Below are 16,206 nucleotides of genomic sequence, written 5' to 3' on the forward strand. Positions count from 1 at the left end.
CCATCGGGCTTTAGCGGACGCCGAGGCCCATCTGCATCAGCGTCTTGCGCACGGTCGGCAGCGAGTACAGCGCGTTCAACCCCATTGCACGTATGTCCCGTAAAGGCCGCGCTTCGATCATCGAGGCGCGGTTCAGCAAGTCGATACCCTTGACCCGGGCCTCGATCTCGGCATGACGCGCTTTGTGATAGGCATCCAACATCTGCGCGTCACCCAGGCCCTCGGGACGGGCCTGTGCCAAATCCAGCAGGCATCGCAGATCACCCAAGGACATGTTCAGCCCCTGCGCACCGATGGGGGGCACGACATGGGCGGCTTCGGCCATCAGGGCCACGCGTTCGCCCGAAAGGCGCTCTGCCGATTGGCTGATGATCGGCCAGATTGTTCGGCGTGAAGCCAGTTTCAACGGACCGAACAACCCGCAGGACCGTTCGGTCATCAGCGCTTCAAAGCTTTCCGGATCGGTGTTCAACAGCTCTACTGCGCGCGGGCCACGCTCCATCCAAACAATCGCGGACGAGGGCTGACTCTGCCAGTCGGGCAGGGGAACGAGCGTGAACGGGCCGCCGGACCTGTGAATCTCGGTCGAGACGTTCTGATGCGGGATCGAGTGTGTAACCGCGAAGGCCAACGCCTTTTGTCCATAGCGCGTGGTGTGCACGTTGATCCCGGCGGCCTCTCGCATGGGCGAGTTGCGACCATCTGCGGCGATCACCAGTTGACAGCGGATGCGCGTCCCGTCGCTCAGGCCAACGCGGGCTTCGGCTGTACGGGTGAACAAGCTGACCGTGCCCGTTCCGGGGCGAAAATCGACATTGGGCAGTTCAGCGAGACGGGCCACCATTTCGCGCCGCAAGAGCCAGTTTGGCAGGTTCCAACCAAAGGGCTGATCCGAGATATCCGCGGCATTGAAGTCGCGCACCACGCGCGGCTCGGGCACATCTCCGCCTGCATCCACAATCCGCATGATCTGAAGAGGGGCGGCATGCGCGTCGAGTTTTTCCCACAGCCCGCATTGTTCCAAAAGACCGTGGGCTGGTTGCAAAAACGCGGTAGTCCGTAAATCCGATCCGTCCACGTCCCGCTGGGTCACAGGAGGGGTGGGATCAACGCAGACCACATTGAACTCAGCCGCGCCAAAGGCCGCCGCTGCGGTCAAACCGGCAATTCCGCCGCCGGAAATCAGGATGTCGCACTGGTCGTTCATGGCGCCCTCTTTGGTTCTGAGCCGACCCTAGAGCGGTTCCGCTGCCTGCGCCAAGTGACATCCTGTCTCGCAGGTCAGCCGCGCGAGATCAGGATGAGGATTAGGAATATCACGGGCACCATCACGACGGCGGGGATATACAGGCCCGGCAAGCCAAACAGCATCACCGAACAGCCCCACATGCTGAAGATGGCGGCAGCGGTGTAATACCAGTCGTCCCCATCTGCATCGGCCGCATCGCGCGCCATCCAGCCAAACAGGGGAACAGCAAATAGCAGGCGCTGCCAGATGGGTGAGCGCGGGGGCATTTCGATTGCGGACATCTGGGTCTCCGTTCTGTTCGTCGCAGTTGGGATATAGGGGCGGCGCCCGGGTCGCAGTAAGTGCAGATCGTCGCAGTGTGACAGCCTATCGCAGGCGGGCCAGAAAGGCGGTCAGGTCGTCTGTATGATGGTGGATGTGATCGGCCATGTGCGGTTCGGGCGCGACATGAACCGTGCGCATCCCCATCTCATGCGGGGCCGCCAGATTGCGCGGATCGTCTTCGAACATGGCCGCTTTTTCTGCCTTGATTCCGTCTTGCGCAAAGATGGCCTGGAATGCGGCCTTTTCGGGTTTAGGACGGTATCCCGCATGCTCAACCCCATAGATGGCATCGAACAAACCGCTGAGGCCACGCGCCGCAAGGACGCGTTCGGCATAGGGCGCGCTGCCATTGGTATAGACAATGCGGCGCCCGGGCAGAGCACGAATATGTGCCGCCAGATCCACGTCCGGGTCCATATGGCTCATATCCACCTGATGCACGGCATGCAGGTAAGGGTCGGGATCCAGATCATGTTCGGCCATCAGCCCGGCCAGCGTGGTGCCATATTCGCGCCAGTAATGGGATCGCAGCCGGTCGGCCTCGGCCCGGTCGACGCCGATGGCCTGGACCACATAATCCGTCATCAGCACCTCGATCTGATCGAACAGGCGCATATGCGGCGGGTACAGGGTGTTGTCCAGATCGAACACCCATTGGGAGACATGGCTGAAGGCAGGTTTGACCATGCCTGCCGTTTAAGCCGCGCAGCGCAGGTTTTCAATGCAGTACTTGATTGTGCGCACTGCAGACGGATAGACATGTCCGAACGAGGAGAAAAACAAAAGATGCCCCAATCCAAGCAGTCCAACAGCGACGCCTACAGCCTTATTCTCGAAGCGATTGATGTGGGCATCTACAAGCCCGGTGACAGGCTGGTCGAAAGCGAGCTGGCCGAAAGGTTCGGTGTTTCGCGCACGCCAATCCGCGAGGCGTTGCAGCGGTTAGAGACCCAATCCTTGCTTGAACGCGACGGGCGTTCGCTGATTGTGGCCTCATTGGACCACAATCAGATGGCAGAGCTATATGTCGTTCGCCGTGAACTTGAAGGTCTCGCTGCAAGTTTGGCCGCCAAGCACGCGACCGAGGAAGAGATCAAGGTGCTGCAGGAAATGGTTGCCGAAGATGATGCGCTGGTGGACAATCCAAACGCCCTGTCTCGGGCGAACCGGCGGTTTCACGAACAGATCCATCTGGCCTCGCACAACCGCTATTTGGTGCAACAGCTGAACCTTGTGCACCGTACAATGGCCTTGATGGCAACGACATCGCTTGCGGTTTCCGGGCGCGGTGAGATCGCGCAAAGTGAACACAAAGGCATCGTCGAGGCTATTGCCGCCCGTGACGAGCAAGCCGCGGAACGTGCGTTGAAAGAGCATATCTCGGTCGCTTTCATGACGCGTCTCAAGCAGGATGCGGTTCGTCGCGAAAGCTGACGGTCACATGTCGAAGGCTTCTTCACTAGCTTGACCGTGTTGGGTTTTGTCCCAGAAGAACGGGTTGATAGCCAATTCCCAAAGGGCTTTGTAAGCTGCCAGCACACCCAAGGGGAAATACAACGGCATTGTCGGCACCCACGGCATCAGAAACCGTCTTTCACGGGCAGAGACAGCCAGTATCCCGATGGTCACATTCGTGATCTCTGCAAATACGAATAGAGCTATCAGTATGGTCATGACCTTGCCCGGAATGACGGGATCCAGCGGGCTGGCCAATCCGAATGTGGTAAGCCAGAACAGCCACAAAACCGGGGCCAGCAGGAATTGTCCGACGGTGCCCAGAAAAAACGCCTGAAGCCCAAGGAAGCGCAGCACACCCAGCTCTTTCAGCAGATGGATCGGCGCGCGCATGTGGACAAGATATGTGACCATAAAGCCCTTGAGCCATCGTGAACGCTGTTTGACCCAAGGCCAGGCCCGAAAGTTTGCTTCTTCGAAAGTGGCGGTATCAACCATCTCGGTCCGATAACCCGCGCGGCTGAGGCGGACGCCCAGATCCGCGTCTTCGGTCACATTATGGGCATCCCAACCGCCCAGTTCCAACAGCTTTTCGCGACGAAAGAAAAAGGTTGTACCACCAAGTGGAACCACCAGTCCCAACCGGGCAATGCCAGGCAGGATGACCCGAAACCAACTGTTATACTCGATGGTAAAGCAGCGAGACCGCCAGTTGGTGCGCGGGTTGTAATAATCCAGAACGCCTTGCAAGCAGACGACGTCTTCACTGGCTTGGGTGAAATGTCCGACGATGCGTTCGATTTGATCGGGAAGAGGGGCGTCCTCGGCATCCCAAACGCCTAGAATGTCACCACGGCAGAAATCCAGCGCATAGTTCATCGCGCGCGGTTTTGTCGTCAGCCCGCTTAGTGCCGGTACTTCGATCGTGCGGATCCAACAGGGCAGCTCGATTTTGGCCAGGGTTGCACGGGTTACCATATCCGTTTCTTCCAAAACCAGAATGACGTCCAAAAGAGCTTTGGGATATGTCAGACGTCGCAATCGGCGGATCAGAGCGCCAGCAATCTCTCGCTCTTTGTACAAAGGGACCATAATGGAAACGCGAGGCAGTCGAAGAGGAAGCGTGGTGGCGGTCTGACTGTGGCGTTTTCCTTTGTAACACAGAAACGAGAGCAATCCCGCCAGTCGCAATGTCAGGAATAATACAAGCGACGTTACGGCCAAAACGACCAGAGCCAGCAGCCCCGGAATGGGTTGCGCCAGGAACAGTGTGGCGAGGCCAAGCACTATGGCAATCGGCCCAATACGCGAGTGCCGAGTCCAGGATCGGCAACTCTGAGCTATTGCCACACGGGTTTCAGCCTTTTCAACAAGGCTTTCCGAGAAAATTCTGGCGATCGCGTCGTCGATCCGGTCCGCATCGGCAAGCACGGGTATGATCGTTTGCTTTTCCTTTGCCAACTGCTTGCGAACTGCGTCGAACTGATCGGGATTGGCGGTAGCGACCAGCAGAATGGGACCGATGCGCATCCAGGGAATGATGTTGTGATCCAGCCAAAAGCTGGCGGGGCGGGTTTTGCAAAGGTCCGGATTTGGTGGATGCAGATCCAGGTCCGCGATCTGCAATCCTGTTTGTTCAGACAGCGCCGTCAGAACCTCGGACCGATCTACCCAGCCTTCGCCGACCAGGATTTCGCCCAGTGCAACATTTTGTCTGGATTGCAGGTGCAGGGCTTTTTGCAACTGATGGTTCGAAAGTAGCCCGCGGTCGATCAGGCAAGCCCCCAAAGGCTTGCGCACCGTTGTAGAAATCGGCGCGGCCGATGCGAAATGCTGCAGGTTCAGTTCAACCATTCAATCAACCCAGACGTGGTAATCTGCGTCAGGGTGGAGCGATTAAGGTTAATAGGCCGTTAAGACTGTATGATTATGCCTGTGCCTTCCGGGCGGCCATCGCATCCGAGAACCGCTCGAACAGGTAGAAGCTGTCTTGTGGGCCCGGAGATGCCTCTGGGTGGTACTGTACCGAATAGACCGGTCGATCCGTCATGCGAATTCCGCAGTTTGAACCATCAAACAACGAACGATGAGTCTCAACGACACCGTCGGGAAGGGTTTGAGCGTCTACCGCAAACCCATGGTTCATAGACGTTATTTCCACCTTCCCAGTCTCGAGATCTTTTACCGGGTGGTTCGCCCCGTGGTGGCCGTGATTCATCTTGACAGTCTGACCGCCAAGGGCCAGCGCAAGCATCTGATGACCAAGGCAAATCCCGAATACGGGTAGGTCGGTGGTGTCCAATACCTCTTTGATCATCGGTACTGCGTATTCACCCGTAGCCGCTGGATCACCGGGGCCATTGGACAGGAATACGCCGTCGGGACTATGGGCCAGAACCTCAGCCGCGGTTGCCGTTGCGGGCAGCACAGTGACATCGCACCCGGTCGAGGCAAGGCATCTCAGGATATTGCGCTTTGCCCCGAAATCCAGTGCCACAACCTTATGTACTGGGGCCTCTTGCCGTTTATAGCCATCTGGCCAGGCCCAACGCATCTCATCCCAGCGATAGCTTTGCGCACAAGTCACTTCCTTCGCCAAATCCATACCTTCAAGCCCGGCAAAGCCACGCGCAGCCGAAACCAGAGCTTCGATGTCGAAATTGCCCTCAGGATCATGGGCCAATGCCACATGAGGTGCGCCTTGCTGGCGAATTGCGCGGGTTAACCGGCGGGTATCGACACCGCCAATGGCAATACGCCCACGCTGGGCAAGCCATGATTTCAGCTCTTCAGCAGACCGCCAGCTGGACGGTTCGGTTGGGTCCCATTTGACGACCATTCCGGCCGCGACAGGATCACCGGTTTCGTCATCCTCGGGGTTCACACCAACATTTCCGATATGAGGGAAAGTGAAGGTTACGATCTGTCCGGCATAAGAAGGATCGGTCATGATCTCTTGATAGCCGGTCATTGCGGTGTTGAAACACAGCTCGGCCACGGTCTGGCCTGTGGCGCCGAAACCGACCCCGTAGAACAGTGTTCCATCGGCCAAAGCCAGACATGCGGTGGGCTTGGACGGGGCGTTCTGGGCCATAGCGCGACTCTCCTGCAGGGTAAATCGGCGCATACCTAAGGGGGTTATGCGCTTGGGTCAAGTGTGTTCAATTTTTGGGCTATTGAGTAATATCAATGACTTAGATGTTGAGGCCCCCGGTTGTATCACGCTTTTTGTTTCGATATGGTCGGGGTTCCTTTTGTCATGGGGATGGACAAACTAAATGGATATGCGATCACGGGTGAATTCCGCCCTGAAGCAAGCAATGAAAGACAAGAACGCCGAGCGTCTGTCGACCCTACGTCTGATCAATGCAGCAATCAAGGACCGGGATATCGCGTCTCGTGCTGCGGTCAACGAGGAAGCCAAGGGTTGCGGTGATGCCGAAGTTCTTGAAATTCTAGGGAAAATGTCCAAGCAGCGTAAGGAAAGTGCGCGTGCTTACGAAGAGGGTGGACGCCTCGATCTGGCGGAGCGTGAACTGCGCGAGATAGAAGTCATAGAAGAATTCCTGCCCGAGCAACTGGACGACGATGAGGTGACGAAAGCCATCCAATCAGCGATTACGGCCACTGGTGCCGGGTCGATCCGGGATATGGGCAAGGTCATGGGCGAGCTCAAGACACGCTATACTGGCCAGATGGACTTTGGGAAAGTTGGGCCCATGGTCAAAGATCAGCTTTGTGCGGCTGCCAGCGGCTGACTGCCGTGACATGCTGAAAGTTTACTGCGCGACTGGTTCGCGCAGTTTTTCTTTGAGGTCATCGTAAAGCGCAATCCGCTCTTCCTCGGACAGGAATGCGCCGATTTCGACTTCGCGACCTTCACCCTTGAGGGTGACGTAGTTCGGAACCGGGCCGCCGCTCTGATGGATCTCGGGGCGGGCCCAATAGCGATTACAGGCCCATTCCTGCTGCCCCCGTCGCGGGTCATGATGTATCAGATGCGCCTGTGTCCCGGTCAGAGTCAGGACTTCGAATATGCTACGGGCCCGATAGTTTGACCGGAGCGCCAGCCAAAGGCCAATAACTGTTAGCAGCAGGAAGGGCAGCAACCCCCAAAGCAAGGCCGAGCCAAGCACGGCCAAAAGTGGGATCAGCCCGAACAGAAAGACCCCAAACACAACTCGCACCGCCCAAGGACGCGGCAGCGAGTTATGCGGCCACAAGCGCAGCTCAAGTTCTGATGTGGTGGTTTGATTCCATCTGTAGGGCATGGTCGGAAGATAGCCCAAAGAGTGTCCGAGTCGACGCTGAAAATTCAGATGACGTGCCCGACGCGGGCCCACGAAAGGGCATCGTCCAGCCGATCATCCCCCCAAAAGACTTCGTTCCCCACAACCAGGCTTGGGGCGCCAAAAATGCCCAGCTTGATTGCGCGTAGTGTTTCCGCCTCAAGTGCGGCGACAATGTCGGGGCTGCGCGCGCGGGACAGGATCAGTCGGGGATCCTGCTGACTGCGATGTAGCGCTTCGGACAGGGCGGTTTCGCTACCGGCCTCTACACCTTCTTCGAACCAGATCCGATATAGAATTTGCGTAAAGTTCTTGCCCCAGCCTTCTTCCATTCCCAACAGCGCTACTTGATTTGCCAAGGCAAGGTCAGAAATGGGGTAGGGCGCAGGAAGCTGGGCGTGCATATGGTACTTAGCCGCCCGACGCTCAATGTCGCGCCACATATAGGCGGATTTGACGGGTTTCCCTGCAAAGGGGATGTTCTTCTGCTGCGACATCACTGTGCGTACATTGAACGGCCGCCATGTGACGGACGCATCGTGTTCAGAACACCAATCGTCCAGGCGCATGATCGTCAGAAAGCTGTAGGTGCTTCCGATAGAGTACCAGAAATCAAGATCGGGCATATGAACCCTCGGGGTTGCCGATTGTTTTGCCTTTACCAGAGTACCCTATTTTGACCGATCTGGCGAATTTCCGGTGGCACGCCACTTAGAAATGAAAAACCCCGCCAAGTTGGCGGGGTTTTCTGTTGGTTCAGAGGGATCAGTGCGCGTGGCCCTTGTCCCAGTCTTCTTGCTTGGGCAGCTGCTCGAACGTGTGTTCGGGCGGCGGCGAGGGCAGGGTCCATTCCAGCGTATCCGCGTATTCGTTCCACGGGTTGTTCCGGGTCTCACGTGCGCCACGGAACAAGGCGTAGAACACGATACCAAAGAACAGCAGGAACGAGGCGAAGGATACAAAGGCGCCAATCGACGAGACATAGTTCCACTGCGCGAACGCTTCAGGATAATCGATGTAGCGACGTGGCATGCCCTGACGACCCAGGAAGTGCTGCGGGAAGAAGGTCAAGTTGGCGCCGATGAAGAACAGCCAGAAGTGAACCTTGCCCCAGAACTCTGAATACTGACGGCCTGTCATCTTGGAGAAGTAGAAATAGATCCCAGCAAAGATCGCAAACACAGCGCCCAGCGACATCACATAGTGGAAGTGTGCAACCACATAATATGTGTCGTGATAGGCGCGGTCGATACCAGCCTGCGACAGAACCACACCGGTCACACCGCCAACGGTGAACAGGAAGAGGAAGCCGAAGGCAAACAGCATCGGTGTCTTGAACTCGATCGAGCCGCCCCACATGGTGGCAATCCACGAGAAGACTTTAACGCCGGTGGGAACCGCGATGACCATCGTTGCCAGCATGAAGTAGGCTTGCTGCTGGACCGACATGCCAACTGTGTACATGTGGTGTGCCCACACGACAAAGCCCAGTACACCGATCGCAATAAGTGCCCAAACCATCGGCAGGTAACCGAAGACTGGCTTGCGCGAGAAGGTCGCGATGATGTGGCTGATAAGGCCAAATCCAGGTAGGATTACGATGTACACTTCTGGGTGGCCAAAGAACCACAGGATGTGCTGATACAGGATCGGATCACCACCACCGGCCGGATCAAAGAAGGTGAAACCAAAGTTGCGGTCCATTAGCAACATGGTGATCGCACCTGCCAAAACCGGCAGCGACAGAAGAATCAGCCACGAGGTGATGAAGATCGACCAGCTGAACAGCGGCACCTTGAACAGGGTCATGCCCGGGGCACGCATGTTCAGGAAGGTGGTGATCATGTTGATCGCGCCGAGGATCGAGGAGGCGCCCGATACGTGCACGGCAAAGATCGCAAGGTCCATGGACATGCCGCCCTCGCTCGTCGACAGCGGCGGGTATAGAACCCAGCCGACGCCCGAACCAAGCTGGTCGTTACCACCGGGGCTCAGCAGCGAGGCCACGCCCAGCGAAGTACCGGCGACATAAAGCCAGAAGGACAAGTTGTTCATCCGCGGGAACGCCATGTCCGGCGCGCCAATCTGCAACGGCATGAAATAGTTGCCAAATCCGCCGAATAGGGCAGGGATGACCACGAAGAACATCATCAGAACACCGTGATAGGTGATCATCACGTTCCACAAATGCCCGTTCGGAGTACAGAGCTCGGCACCGCTGCCGAACAAGCGGAACCCTTCCATGCACATGTGCTGTACCCCGGGCTCCATCAATTCGATCCGCATGATAACAGTCATCAGAACCGAGATTAGACCGGCCAGGGCCGAGACGATCAGGTACAGAATCCCGATGTCCTTGTGGTTGGTCGACATGAACCAGCGGGTAAAGAACCCGCGCTGGTCTTCATGGTCGTGACCATGAATGGCTGCGTCTGCCATTAGGTGCCTCCTGTTGCAACTACACCGCGCTGTCGGACCTCTCCAACGCGCGGGATTCCTGCTGGTTTTAGATTGCGTGGGGGCGACCTTCAATGGTCGAGTTTGATCTGGATCAAGATTAATTGTCGCGGGTGCCGGTTGCAGGGCTTCGAAAAAGAGCACAACTTTCGGCAAATGGAGGAGACCGGATGGTTCTGAACTACGTGACAACCGAAAAGGCTCAGGCGGCCACCGGGCTACGCATGATCGTTGTCGGAGGTGTGCCAAGCCCTTGGAGCGAAGCCGCAAAGGGTATTTTTCACGTAAAGCGTCTGCCTTGGCTGCCAGTTTATCTGGACCATCAGGACCGGGCGCAGACCATCTGGGCGCAAACGGACAGCGCACCGGTTGTGTTCTGGAAAGATGAAGTACGGCTTTCCGAAACGGCCGATATTGTCGCCTTGGCACAACGAATCGCGCCTGAACCAGATTTGTTGCCAGCATCAATGGCGCCCGACATTCTCGCCTTCATTGACTTACTGGCGGCCCCCAATGGATTGGGCTGGCAAAGGCGGCTTCAGCAAATCCATGCTGGTATGCGAGGCCAAGAAGGTGGGTTCCATCCCAAGATTGCCGACTATCTTGGCAAGAAATACGGCTATGATACAGAAGCAGGTGAAATGGCTGCCGATCGCGCTGATGGGATATTGAAACGCGTCAGTAGCAAGCTCACAGAAAGTGGTGATTTTCTGTTTGGCAACACGCTCACTGCAGCAGATATTTATTGCGCTGCCTTCATGGCTTTGTTCGCACCGTTGCCGGAAGAGTTGTGTGCTATGCGGCTGAGTACCCGAAGGGTTTTCGAGCATATATCCGATCCTGTACGGGATACTCTTTCGGCAGGTTTGCTGTTGCATCGGGACAGGGTATACCGCGATTTTCTGGAAACACCTTTGTCGCTCTGATCGCATGTGCATTGCGTCTTGACCGCCAAGGTGCGGCACCGCACAAACACCTCATGAAAAACGTCCAAACGGAGGCCGAGTATGTCTGCCTATGATCCCGATAACATTTTCGCCAAGATCCTGCGTGGTGAAATCCCTGCAAACCGGGTCTATGAAGACGACGACACACTGGCCTTCATGGACATCATGCCGCGCACGGACGGGCATCTGCTGGTGATCCCGAAAACGCCTTGTCGCAACGTGCTGGATGCCAGCCCAGAACAGCTTGCTTCTGTGATCTCAACGGTTCAGAAGATGGCACAGGCGGTGAAAGCGGCGTTTGGTGCGGATGGTGTCACCATCCAACAGTTCAACGAGGCTGCAGGTGGGCAAGAGGTGTTTCATCTGCATTTCCACGTTCTGCCGCGGCACGAAGGCGTTTCGATGCGACCGCCGGGCAATATGGGTGATTTTGACCTGATCGCTAAAAACGCCGCTAAAATCAAAGACGCGCTGGCCTGATCACCCGCTACAGGATCAGTGCGATCCAAGGCATTTGCTATGGTCGCCAAACGCGTTCAGCACTTCACATACATGGTCGTGGGTGCCGTCACAGGCGGCTGTGATGCGTTCCAGTTCGGCCTCAAGGCTGCGCAGCAATGTTATCCGGTTGCGCAGTTCAGTCAGCTGACGATCCGCGATTTCATGAACATGGTCCAAATCCGCCCCCTGCGCCCCTTCCAAAGAAAGCAACGCTTCGACATCCGGCAAAGGCAGGCCCAGATCACGCGAGTGGCGGATAAATTGGAGGCGTTTCAGAGCAGTCTCGTCATATCTGCGCTGATTGCCCGCCGTCCGATACGGCTTGGCCAACAGGCCTTTTTCCTCATAGAAACGGATCGTGGGCACCTTGACCCCGGTTTGGCGCGACAAATCTCCGATTGAGTACATTTTGTGCTTTTTGCCTCTTGAACCTCTAGTGACTAGAGGAATTACATAAGATGGCAGTACAAAACAAGGATCTGATCTGCCATGTCACATAACCACACCCACTCTCACATTGATCCGAATGCCGGTGACCGGAGGGTGGTCGGAGCGATCGGCGTCAATATGGTATTGACGCTTGCACAAATAGTGGGGGGCATTTTGTCTGGCTCACTGGCCTTGATCGCAGATGCCTTGCACAATTTTTCAGATGCCATCGCGCTGATCATCGCGTTTTTCGCTCGTAAGATTGCGCGACGCCCGGCAGATCCAAGGATGAGCTTTGGTTATGGCCGGGCAGAGGTTGTGGCCGCTCTTGTTAACTACACCACTCTTGTCGTTCTTGCCGTTTATCTGATGTACGAAGGAGTCATGCGGTTTATAGAGCCCGAACCGGTGAATGGCTGGATCGTCGTCTGGATCGCAGCGCTGGCCCTGATCGTCGATCTGATCACGGCTGCACTGACCTATTCGATGGCAAAGGACAGTATGAATATCAGGGCGGCCTTTCTGCACAATGTGGCAGATGCATTGGGCTCGTTGGCAGTGATCGTCGCCGGGACCATGGTCATCGTGTTCAACTGGACATGGGTGGATCCCGCCGTAACCATTCTGATCTCGGTCTACATCCTTTGGCATGTGAAATCTGAAATTGGCGAAACCATTCACGTCTTGATGTTGGGTGCACCATCCGACCTTGACCCAGAAGAGGTCGCTTCGATGATCGAGGCCACCGAGGGCGTTGTTTCGGTCCATCACGTTCATCTGTGGAGTATGCAGGAGCATGAACCTGCCCTGACTGCACATGTGGTTGCGACCAGCCACGCAGACGAAGATGCCAGGTGGCTTTCCACAACCATCAAGAATGCGCTGCAGGATCAGTTCGGGATCGGCCATGCAACGCTTGAAATTGAAAGTGGGGAAGAGGTTTGTGGCCATCCGGCCCGGTTTGGACATGACAAACACGAGCACTAAAAAAGAAATTGCCGTTCCGATTTGGGGTCGGAACGGCAGACTCGTAACCAAAACACTTACCTGTTTTCCCAGGGTATACCTGCGATCACCGGCTTAACACACCACTCACTCTAGAACGGTAAATCCATACTAGGCGTTAATGGGACCCAAGTATTCATATTTGTGAAATTTAACTAGATTCCGTCGGAAACCAGACGGACCAATCGGGAATTGTTTCCAAATTCTGAAACAGAGCGGATCTGACGGCAGGATTGTAGTCGGTGCCGGGCTGTTTTTCGATTCGTGATCCGAGTTAATCCGCCCCCGCGGGTCCAAAAACCTCAGCGAAGGTTTTTCTAAGCGCGTTGTCCACATCATCCATCGCGACCGGAAGACCCAGATCGACCAGAGAAGTCACGCCATGGTTCGAGATGCCGCAGGGTACGATCCCAGAGAAATGGCTCAAATCCGGTTCGACATTGATCGAGATGCCGTGAAAGCTGACCCATTTACGCAATCGCAGGCCGATCGCCGCGACTTTGTCCTCGGCTTTTTCGCCTGCAGGCGTCAGCGGTTTGTCATCCCGTTGCACCCAGACACCAACACGGCCGTCGCGGATTTGCCCGGTCACGTTGAACTCGGCCAAAGCTGCGATCACCCAATTCTCAAGCTGCTTTACAAACTTGCGCACATCCCTGCCGCGTTTGTTCAGGTCCAGCATGACATAAGCAACGCGCTGCCCCGGACCATGATAGGTGTATTCACCACCGCGTTTTGACGTATAGACTGGAAATCTGTCCGGGTCTTTCAGGTCTTCGACCTTGGCTGAAGTGCCCGCTGTGTACAGGGCAGGGTGCTCAAGTAGCCAGATACACTCATCCGCCTCACCCGCCGCGATATCGGCCACGCGCGCCTCCATAAAGGCGATGGCCTCATCATAGTCGGTCAATCCGTCAGTAATCTTCCATTCCATGCCGGCTCCTTAGCGGCTGGTTGCATGGATGGAAAGGGCCTAGGCCGCTTCGGTCAAACAGCGCTGCAGGACCTGCGCATAGGTGTCCGCCCCCTGCGCTCCGGTCAGCAGATACTTTCCGCCAAACACCATTGAGGGCACGCCGGAAATACCGCGACCGGTCCAGTATTGCTGCTTCTCTCGAACCGGCGCGGCATGAGCACCTGATTCAAGCACCCTGCGCGCAGCATTCCGATCCAGACCGGCAGTTTCCGCGGCCTCAAGCAGAACTTCAATATTCGAAACGTCCATTTGCTTGGTGAAATAGGCCTCGAACAAAGCCAGTTTCAGTGGATGCTGGCGACCCTGAGCCTCAGCCCAGTCAAGAAGCTGATGTGCAGCAAATGTGTTTACGATGCGACTTTCTTCATCAAAGGCGAAGGTAAAGCCCAAGTCAGCCCCGATTTGCGTCAATCGATCCCGCATCGCTTGGCTTTGTTCCGTCGAGGAGCCGTATTTCTCGGCAATGTGCTCACGCAGGTTCTGACCCTCGGACGCCATGTTTGGGTTCAATTCGAACGGATGCCAGCGCAGCTTTGCCAGAATATTTTGCTGTTTGAGCGCCAGATCCAACTGCCGGAATCCAACAATGCACCAGGGGCAAACCACATCCGAGACTATGTCGATCTGAACGATGGGGCGAGGGTCGGGCGAGGTCATGGCGGGGCTCCTGACGGGGTCATTTGGACGACAACCTGTTAAAGATAAGAGCGCCGAATGGGAATTCAAACCAACGTGATTTTTGCCTCTTCACATCTTGATCATCAAGGTCTATACGCCCCACTACCAAGTCACTAACAGTGCGGTCGTGGCGGAATTGGTAGACGCGCAGCGTTGAGGTCGCTGTGGGGTAACACCCGTGGAAGTTCGAGTCTTCTCGACCGCACCAAGTCATTGGATTTCATTCTTTTTAGGCCGAAATTCGCGACGCCTTCGGTGCGTTCAGTCGACGTGTCAAAGCCGGTCGCCAGCCGCCCGCTGTTAAGCAAGGTAAAGGCGCTGGCAGCCAGGATTCTGACCAGGTGTCAGGTTTCTTAGGTGTCCGGCGTTGCGTTACCGGGCAGGGACCTGCAGCTCAATACGGCGGAAGATCAGTGTGATAATGCCTGCAATGATCAGATAGATCAGTGCCAACAGCAGCAGCGGCTCATAGACAACAAAGGTGTCCGCTCGAATTCTTGACGACACAGCGTAGATCTCAACCACTGTTATCGTCGCCACCAGCGGGGTTGCTTTCAGCTGTAGGATTGTCTCACCGCCTAGTGTCGGCAGCACGCTGCGAATGGCCTGAGGCAGCCAGATCCTGCGGAACATGGTAAACCGAGGCATGCCAAAGGATTGCGCCGCTTCGAGTTGACCCTTCTTAACGCTGGCAAAGGCACCGCGCATGATTTCGCCCTCGTAGCCTGCGTACGACAAGGTCAGGGCCAGAACCGCATAGGGCCAAGCCTGTCGCAGATAGGGCCACAGCTCGCTGCCGCGTATCCATGGAATCTGAGGGAAAAGCGATCCAAGCCCATAGTATAGCAGCCAGATCTGCAAAAGGATGGGCGTGCCACGAATGATCGTGCAGAACACCCGCGCCGGTGCCGACAGATACCAGGGCCCAATCGCCTGAGCGAGGCCCAGCGGAACAGCCAGCAAGAACCCAAGCACACAGGTGACGGCCAACAGCCAGATGGTTCTCCACAGACCTTCAAGTGCCAGGGGCGCATAGGTTGGAATCCAATCCCAGCGCAGTGAGACGGCGCACCAGATAACGAAAGCAGCAAAAAGTGCCATCAGCACGATCCGATGCGGCTGCATGAGTGCTCGCCAGTCCATTATCGGCTTCCTCCCTTCAACGAAGGCTGCCCACGACGGGCCCATTTCTCGATACGCGCGAACACGACACCGGAACAAAGCGTGACGATCAAGTACAAGGCACCTGCAGCAAGGAAGAAGGTGAAATAGGCGCGGGTGCTGGCCGCGGCCTGACGGGTCTCCAGCGTCAATTCGCTAAAGCCGACAATGGCCAGCAGGGCCGTATCTTTAGTTGCAATGAGCCACAGATTGGCCAATCCAGGCGTGGCAAAAGACATCATCGCGGGAATTGTCACCCGCCGCATCAGCAGCAGCGAGGGCATGCCATAGGCGCGGGCGGCTTCGATCTGTCCGGTTGGAACCGCTTTGATTGCGCCCCTGAGAACCTCGGTCGCATAGGCGCCCTGAACGATGCCCAAAACCCAGATGCCGGCAACGACGCCGCTGATTTCGACGCGGTCATACCCCATTGCCTGCGCGGCCTGATTGATCAGGTCGGTCCCGACGTAATACAGGATCAGGATCAGCACCAATTCAGGCACGGCGCGCATTACAGTCGTATATATGCCGAGCAGGTCACGTGTGACCGGCCCGCCATATAGTTTTCCATAGGCCCCGAAAAGCCCGATGATCAACCCGAACCCGAACGCTCCAAAAGCGATCTGCAACGAGTTAGCGAGGCCACGCAGAAGGTTGCCGCCCCATCCCGGAGGACTAAGGGCAAGCAACTCCATGCTTTGGGCCAAACCCAGGCTTTCGAGGATAGCTTCCACG

The 16,206-nt window shown here is 56.5% G+C and carries 18 protein-coding genes and 1 tRNA gene; 6 read left to right on the top strand and 13 right to left on the bottom strand.

Annotated elements, in window-relative coordinates; all coding sequences use genetic code 11:
- Positions 1-10: 10 nt before the first annotated feature.
- The 3 genes from AC2FLB_RS11560 to AC2FLB_RS11570 form a co-directional block, all read right to left on the bottom strand.
- On the bottom strand, positions 11-1,207 hold the full coding sequence (locus AC2FLB_RS11560; RefSeq protein WP_496709295.1) for a UbiH/UbiF family hydroxylase: 1,197 nt from the start codon (positions 1,205-1,207) through the stop codon (positions 11-13).
- A 74-nt stretch (positions 1,208-1,281) separates the two neighbouring features.
- Positions 1,282-1,530, bottom strand: coding sequence for a hypothetical protein (locus AC2FLB_RS11565; protein WP_271946430.1), 249 nt, complete (start codon positions 1,528-1,530; stop codon positions 1,282-1,284).
- A gap of 85 nt (positions 1,531-1,615) precedes the next feature.
- Positions 1,616-2,260: a pyrimidine 5'-nucleotidase gene (locus AC2FLB_RS11570; protein ID WP_142634490.1), complete on the bottom strand. Its 645-nt coding sequence runs from the start codon at positions 2,258-2,260 to the stop codon at positions 1,616-1,618.
- A gap of 99 nt (positions 2,261-2,359) precedes the next feature.
- On the opposite strand from AC2FLB_RS11570, the gene AC2FLB_RS11575 reads away from it, so the two are divergent.
- The gene (locus AC2FLB_RS11575) at positions 2,360-3,007 is read left to right on the top strand and encodes a GntR family transcriptional regulator (RefSeq protein ID WP_142634488.1); all 648 of its coding nucleotides are present in this window, start codon (positions 2,360-2,362) and stop codon (positions 3,005-3,007) included.
- A gap of 3 nt (positions 3,008-3,010) precedes the next feature.
- Here the strand turns inward: AC2FLB_RS11575 and AC2FLB_RS11580 are convergent, their stop codons facing one another.
- Both AC2FLB_RS11580 and carA read right to left on the bottom strand, forming a co-directional pair.
- Positions 3,011-4,882 carry a glycosyltransferase gene (locus tag AC2FLB_RS11580; RefSeq protein WP_496709296.1) on the bottom strand — a complete coding sequence of 624 codons (1,872 nt, stop codon included), beginning with the start codon at positions 4,880-4,882 and terminating at the stop codon, positions 3,011-3,013.
- 73 nt (positions 4,883-4,955) lie between these two features.
- Positions 4,956-6,122 (bottom strand): glutamine-hydrolyzing carbamoyl-phosphate synthase small subunit, encoded by a 1,167-nt coding sequence (carA, locus tag AC2FLB_RS11585; protein WP_496709297.1) that lies wholly within the window; start codon positions 6,120-6,122, stop codon positions 4,956-4,958.
- A gap of 184 nt (positions 6,123-6,306) precedes the next feature.
- Between carA and AC2FLB_RS11590 the strand changes: the two genes are divergently transcribed.
- Positions 6,307-6,786, top strand: coding sequence for a GatB/YqeY domain-containing protein (locus tag AC2FLB_RS11590; RefSeq protein ID WP_142634482.1), 480 nt, complete (start codon positions 6,307-6,309; stop codon positions 6,784-6,786).
- Positions 6,787-6,807: 21 nt separating this feature from the next.
- On the opposite strand, the gene AC2FLB_RS11595 is transcribed toward AC2FLB_RS11590, so the two are convergent.
- From AC2FLB_RS11595 to ctaD, 3 genes are all read right to left on the bottom strand, one after another.
- On the bottom strand, positions 6,808-7,299 hold the full coding sequence (locus tag AC2FLB_RS11595) for a DUF2244 domain-containing protein (RefSeq protein WP_496695061.1): 492 nt from the start codon (positions 7,297-7,299) through the stop codon (positions 6,808-6,810).
- Positions 7,300-7,343: 44 nt separating this feature from the next.
- The gene (locus AC2FLB_RS11600; protein ID WP_142634478.1) at positions 7,344-7,943 is read right to left on the bottom strand and encodes a 2-hydroxychromene-2-carboxylate isomerase; all 600 of its coding nucleotides are present in this window, start codon (positions 7,941-7,943) and stop codon (positions 7,344-7,346) included.
- A 139-nt stretch (positions 7,944-8,082) separates the two neighbouring features.
- The gene (ctaD, locus tag AC2FLB_RS11605; protein ID WP_142634476.1) at positions 8,083-9,756 is read right to left on the bottom strand and encodes a cytochrome c oxidase subunit I; all 1,674 of its coding nucleotides are present in this window, start codon (positions 9,754-9,756) and stop codon (positions 8,083-8,085) included.
- Positions 9,757-9,944: 188 nt separating this feature from the next.
- Between ctaD and AC2FLB_RS11610 the strand changes: the two genes are divergently transcribed.
- Together AC2FLB_RS11610 and AC2FLB_RS11615 are read left to right on the top strand one after the other, a co-directional pair.
- Positions 9,945-10,700: a glutathione S-transferase family protein gene (locus tag AC2FLB_RS11610; RefSeq protein WP_496709298.1), complete on the top strand. Its 756-nt coding sequence runs from the start codon at positions 9,945-9,947 to the stop codon at positions 10,698-10,700.
- 81 nt (positions 10,701-10,781) lie between these two features.
- Entirely contained in the window at positions 10,782-11,201 is a 420-nt protein-coding gene (locus AC2FLB_RS11615) for an HIT family protein (protein WP_496690742.1), read from the top strand.
- 15 nt (positions 11,202-11,216) lie between these two features.
- On the opposite strand, the gene AC2FLB_RS11620 is transcribed toward AC2FLB_RS11615, so the two are convergent.
- Positions 11,217-11,630 (bottom strand): MerR family transcriptional regulator, encoded by a 414-nt coding sequence (locus AC2FLB_RS11620; protein WP_281972282.1) that lies wholly within the window; start codon positions 11,628-11,630, stop codon positions 11,217-11,219.
- Positions 11,631-11,711: 81 nt separating this feature from the next.
- Between AC2FLB_RS11620 and AC2FLB_RS11625 the strand changes: the two genes are divergently transcribed.
- Complete coding sequence (locus AC2FLB_RS11625; RefSeq protein WP_496709299.1) at positions 11,712-12,638, top strand: cation diffusion facilitator family transporter; 927 nt, start codon at positions 11,712-11,714, stop codon at positions 12,636-12,638.
- Between the two features lie 292 nt (positions 12,639-12,930).
- Here the strand turns inward: AC2FLB_RS11625 and lipB are convergent, their stop codons facing one another.
- Both lipB and AC2FLB_RS11635 read right to left on the bottom strand, forming a co-directional pair.
- Positions 12,931-13,590 (bottom strand): lipoyl(octanoyl) transferase LipB, encoded by a 660-nt coding sequence (lipB, locus tag AC2FLB_RS11630; RefSeq protein ID WP_271946447.1) that lies wholly within the window; start codon positions 13,588-13,590, stop codon positions 12,931-12,933.
- A gap of 39 nt (positions 13,591-13,629) precedes the next feature.
- The gene (locus tag AC2FLB_RS11635) at positions 13,630-14,289 is read right to left on the bottom strand and encodes a DsbA family oxidoreductase (protein WP_496709300.1); all 660 of its coding nucleotides are present in this window, start codon (positions 14,287-14,289) and stop codon (positions 13,630-13,632) included.
- A 142-nt stretch (positions 14,290-14,431) separates the two neighbouring features.
- Here AC2FLB_RS11635 and AC2FLB_RS11640 point away from each other — a divergent pair.
- Positions 14,432-14,518, top strand: a tRNA-Leu gene (locus AC2FLB_RS11640).
- Positions 14,519-14,682: 164 nt separating this feature from the next.
- On the opposite strand, the gene AC2FLB_RS11645 is transcribed toward AC2FLB_RS11640, so the two are convergent.
- Both AC2FLB_RS11645 and AC2FLB_RS11650 read right to left on the bottom strand, forming a co-directional pair.
- Positions 14,683-15,453: an ABC transporter permease gene (locus AC2FLB_RS11645; RefSeq protein ID WP_425471946.1), complete on the bottom strand. Its 771-nt coding sequence runs from the start codon at positions 15,451-15,453 to the stop codon at positions 14,683-14,685.
- Positions 15,453-16,166 (bottom strand): ABC transporter permease, encoded by a 714-nt coding sequence (locus tag AC2FLB_RS11650; RefSeq protein ID WP_496691035.1) that lies wholly within the window; start codon positions 16,164-16,166, stop codon positions 15,453-15,455. Before AC2FLB_RS11650 ends, AC2FLB_RS11645 begins: the two co-directional genes overlap by 1 nt.
- Positions 16,167-16,206: the final 40 nt, after the last annotated feature.

This window comes from Ruegeria sp. CDSA236, from assembly GCF_059611285.1.